This window comes from Schwartzia sp. (in: firmicutes), assembly GCF_978017985.1.
This window is the reverse complement of record NZ_CDXDFU010000067.1, coordinates 1-3,814: the sequence shown is the minus strand read 5'-3', so window position 1 is coordinate 3,814 and position 3,814 is coordinate 1. Positions and strand designations below refer to the sequence as shown.

The 3,814-nt window shown below is 45.9% G+C and carries 3 protein-coding genes; all 3 read right to left on the bottom strand.

Annotation, left to right across the window (positions count from 1 at the left end):
* Nucleotides 1-260: 260 nt before the first annotated feature.
* Nucleotides 261-1,910: a class I SAM-dependent methyltransferase gene (locus tag ACY69O_RS03165; protein ID WP_462332021.1), complete on the bottom strand. Its 1,650-nt coding sequence runs from the start codon at nt 1,908-1,910 to the stop codon at nt 261-263.
* Between the two features lie 137 nt (nt 1,911-2,047).
* A complete protein-coding gene (locus ACY69O_RS03160) occupies nt 2,048-2,668 on the bottom strand; it encodes a flavin reductase family protein (RefSeq protein WP_462332020.1) in 621 nt (206 codons plus the stop codon).
* A gap of 292 nt (nt 2,669-2,960) precedes the next feature.
* On the bottom strand, nt 2,961-3,814 hold an 854-nt coding region (locus ACY69O_RS03155), incomplete at its 5' end, for a TonB-dependent receptor domain-containing protein (RefSeq protein ID WP_462332019.1).

Sequence of the window (3,814 nt, the reverse complement as noted above, 5' to 3'; positions counted from 1 at the left end):
TTAATATCTCGCGTCCTTCAACGCCCGCGTGCAAATCATGGATGGCCAGTAAATCTTTTTCCACAAAAATCTATCACCTTTATTTCGTTACTTTTATTCTAACAAGTTTAGTTGCACTTATTATTATAACAGGATTTTTTCGTTTGTCAGTATTATTTATCACATATTTCATTAAAAATAGAAAAATTCATGAACCGCTTCCGAATATATGAGCAAATAACAAAGACAGCCTCCCAACTTCGGGAAGCTGTCAAAACCGTTCAGTCCGGGTTTCCTGCTCTCATACCGTCTCCGCCCATGATTTTCAGGAGCTGGCGGTTCTTCATCATATCCGTCGGGTCCATATCTGCCCAGTTGTAGAACATGTGATACGCATCGTAACGGCGCCGTTCAGAAACGAAGTTCTGCTCCTCCACTGCCATGATAGCCCACAGGGAGTCAATACCGAACCGCTCCGCTGCTTCTTTGATTGGCATAATACGCTCAAGCAGCGAGGTAGATTCATAGATAGCAAGGAACATCTGGTATTTTGCAGGGCAGTTTTCCCTCGTAAGTCCCTGATTGAAGAATATCAGACGGTTCCTGTCCACGAAAATATTTTCGGGCACCATGTTTATATAGGCGCGCTTCAAAATAACGCCCCAGTCAGCCGCAGGATATTCGTGCAAAAGGAAATTATCCTCGTCCCGCGTCGGCGGCGATGCCTGAAGTATCGCCGCCCAAAGACGGTCAAATACCTTCATGACCTCATCCTTGTCTTTTGGTGTGCGCTCAGCCAGCCATTCGGAAAGTGTAGGCAGCTCCATGCGCTCCATGATGAAATCACCCCCGCGAAGCTCAAACTTCACAGTCTCCAGCCCACGCTCACGAAGGTTTCTCATATTCTCATCAAGCTCACGGATTCCCTTATCCGCTGCGGCTGTCAGAGGACGCTTTATAACCGACCCGTCCTTCATGAAGCACGTCGCGATATTATACGCAGGCATTCTGTCAGTTGCAAGCTTCGCCGACAGCACAGGAGAAAAATCCTCCTGCATTGCGCACTCCACCAAAAAGGAATTGGACATCACCGCAAACATTCCATTGTCGATAATCTCGGGGTACAGCCGAAGCTCCGAAAGTACCCTTGTATCCGCTGCGGGATCGTATGGCACGAACTCTTCGCTTATACCGCTCTTAGGCAGATGTTCGTCGGTATAAATAAACTGCGGCAGGCGGAAATCCGGCAGAGGATAATAAAACTTCCTGTGTGAAAATCCCGACTCGCCCAAAATCTCATCAAGCTCTTTACGTGAGAAAAGGCATCCTTTCCCCCGTCCTCCGCCAAGTTCGCCAAAGGGCTCGCCCGAATACGGGTCACGTGCTCCGCAGAAATACTTCAGCCCCAAACGGTTGTCAACAGCAATCAGCACACGTCCGTGAGGAGATAGAAAATCCTGAAGATATTTCATATACTCTACGTATGGAGCGTGAGCGCGGCTGCCCTTCCCCAGCATTGAAAAAACATCTACCATTATAATGACATCAAATTTTCGTTTGAATGGAATATCAAGCATAGAGCCCACATACACGTCAAGATTATCTCTGTCCTGCCAGCGTTTCACTGTGGTATGCGCCCGAAACATGGAATGCTCCACCGCTGTCACATGAGCTGCCTTGTCACACAGCATTCCCGTAAGGGCACCAAACTCACAGCCCAGCTCCAGAACCTGTGCATTCTTCGGAAAGTCATACCAGCCGAGAAGGCCTGTACGCATATCCGAGAGCTGGTAGAAAACCTCCCAGCTGTCGTCCTCAATCAGCGCTCCATCATAATTTCCTTTGCCCTGCGTAATATATTTATCAATGAACTGATCTATCTGCGGAACCTTTTTCAGCGGCCCCGAAAAGCTGGTATGCAACTCAGCCATGCAATTATGCCCCACTTTCTTTTCACATTATGCAATTTTGGCATAACGCGAAGTCTTGTGTTTCTGCCGTATTCATCAGCTAATAGCATATCACATTTACCGAAATTTTTCCGCAGGAAAATAATTATCGATGATTTTTAATCAGCATATACAGGCTCGAAATCATCTGCACTGTGTCCGCAAAGCGGGCAGGAGAAATCCGCGGGAAGCTCAGGGCTCTCGTGAACATATCCGCAGATGCGGCAGCGCCACGCGATGATTTTCCGGTCATCCTTTTTCGCTTCCGGTTTTGGTTTCACGTGTGCCTGATAGTCCGCATATGTCAGCGGCGGATTCTGACTCAGTATCTTCGCGTCCGTCACCTCAGCCACAAAAAGCATGTGACTGCCAAGGTCCTTACCGTATACTACCTTTCCGCTTAATACCGCGCACACCTCTTTGTCCAGATAGGGAATACCGTTCGCATCAACCGGGACAGAGAGATATTTGAATTTATCTATATCACGTCCCGACTGAAAGCCGAAATTTTTGATGGTATCAAATTTCACACTGTTATCCAGCATTGAAAGCGTAAAGAGTCCGCTTTTTTTGATGAGCTCACATGTATAATTCGTTGTAATGGAGGAGATGGCGATACGCGCCGGATTAGATGCCACCTGCATGCAGGTATTTGTAATGCAGCCGTTTTTCACATCTCCGTCCCTTGATGCAAGCATAAATACACCGTAGCTCAGTTTGTAAAGTGCTTTGTTATCCATATTTTCCCCTCCGTATCCGATTTAGTTTTTCCATAAAATAATCTATATTCTATTATTCCACGCGCACATATTAAATCCTTCCTTTTAATGAATGTCTACGCTAACTCTAACATTCCATTAAATAATTGCCGCATAAAAGTATATAGTTCCTATATACTTTTATGCAAAAAACATACCCGAGCCAGTATCGACTCGGGTATGTAAACACATATTCACATTATTTTGCTTGGAAAAGTTTATTATTTTTTGATTAGGAACCACTAATTAAGTCAAATTATGCCCCAATGATTCCTCAGAATTTCTGAGTTATGCTCAGCATATAGTTGATACCGGGGCCGTAGTAGGCAGCGCTGGAGTGTGTAAGCACATCGTGGCGGTCAAGAACGTTATCAATGGAGAGATTGATCTCCGTAAGCTCCGTCGGAGCATAGCCCACCGTAAGGGAAGTCAGAAGATACGGCTTCGTACGGAAGGAGTGCTCAGTGCTGCTTGTCTGCACACGGTCAGCGAGATACGTTGCCGTAATAGCAGCACTCCATTTATCCTTCTTATAGCGCACACCGCCCTCAAGCTGGAATTTTCCGTACTTACGATCCCAGTATTTCTTCTTTGCTTTTGCTCCACTCTGTTTCTCCTCAGGATTCTGCCATGTAAAGCCATAGTTGTAGGAGAACCCGTTCTTTGCATCAATGTCGCAGGAAACCTCAATGCCTGTGTTCTTGAAGTCGGCATTAGTATAGTTCCATATGCCCGTCGTCTTTTCGAATGATGCAGTAATTTTATCTTTAACGTTCTGATGGAAAAGCGCCGTTTTCCACAAGTGACCACCAGATACACGCTTCCAGCCTAACTCATAATTAATACCTTTTTGCGGCTTCAAATCCGGATTTGCCCTGTACTGATAGTCATCTGCCTTATACATCGCTGCTAAAGTAGGCATAATAAAGGATTGTGAGACATTTACATACATGCTGTTGTCGTTGTCGAACTTATGCAGATACTGCCCTGCCATGCTGAAATTGTTATAGTTCTGCCCTTTTTCTGCCGAAGTAGTCCATGTTTCACGCGCGCCGAAAGTGAAGCTGTTCTTATCATCAAAGCGCTGCTCCCAGTTAGCGAAGGCGCCCCAGTTATTGCGTCCTACAT

What these genes read in the sequence shown, in the direction of transcription:
- ACY69O_RS03165 (WP_462332021.1), bottom strand. Translation starts at nt 1,910, where the DNA reads ATGGCTGAGTTGCATACCAGCTTTTCGGGGCCGCTGAAAAAGGTTCCG.
- ACY69O_RS03160 (WP_462332020.1), bottom strand. Translation starts at nt 2,668, where the DNA reads ATGGATAACAAAGCACTTTACAAACTGAGCTACGGTGTATTTATGCTT.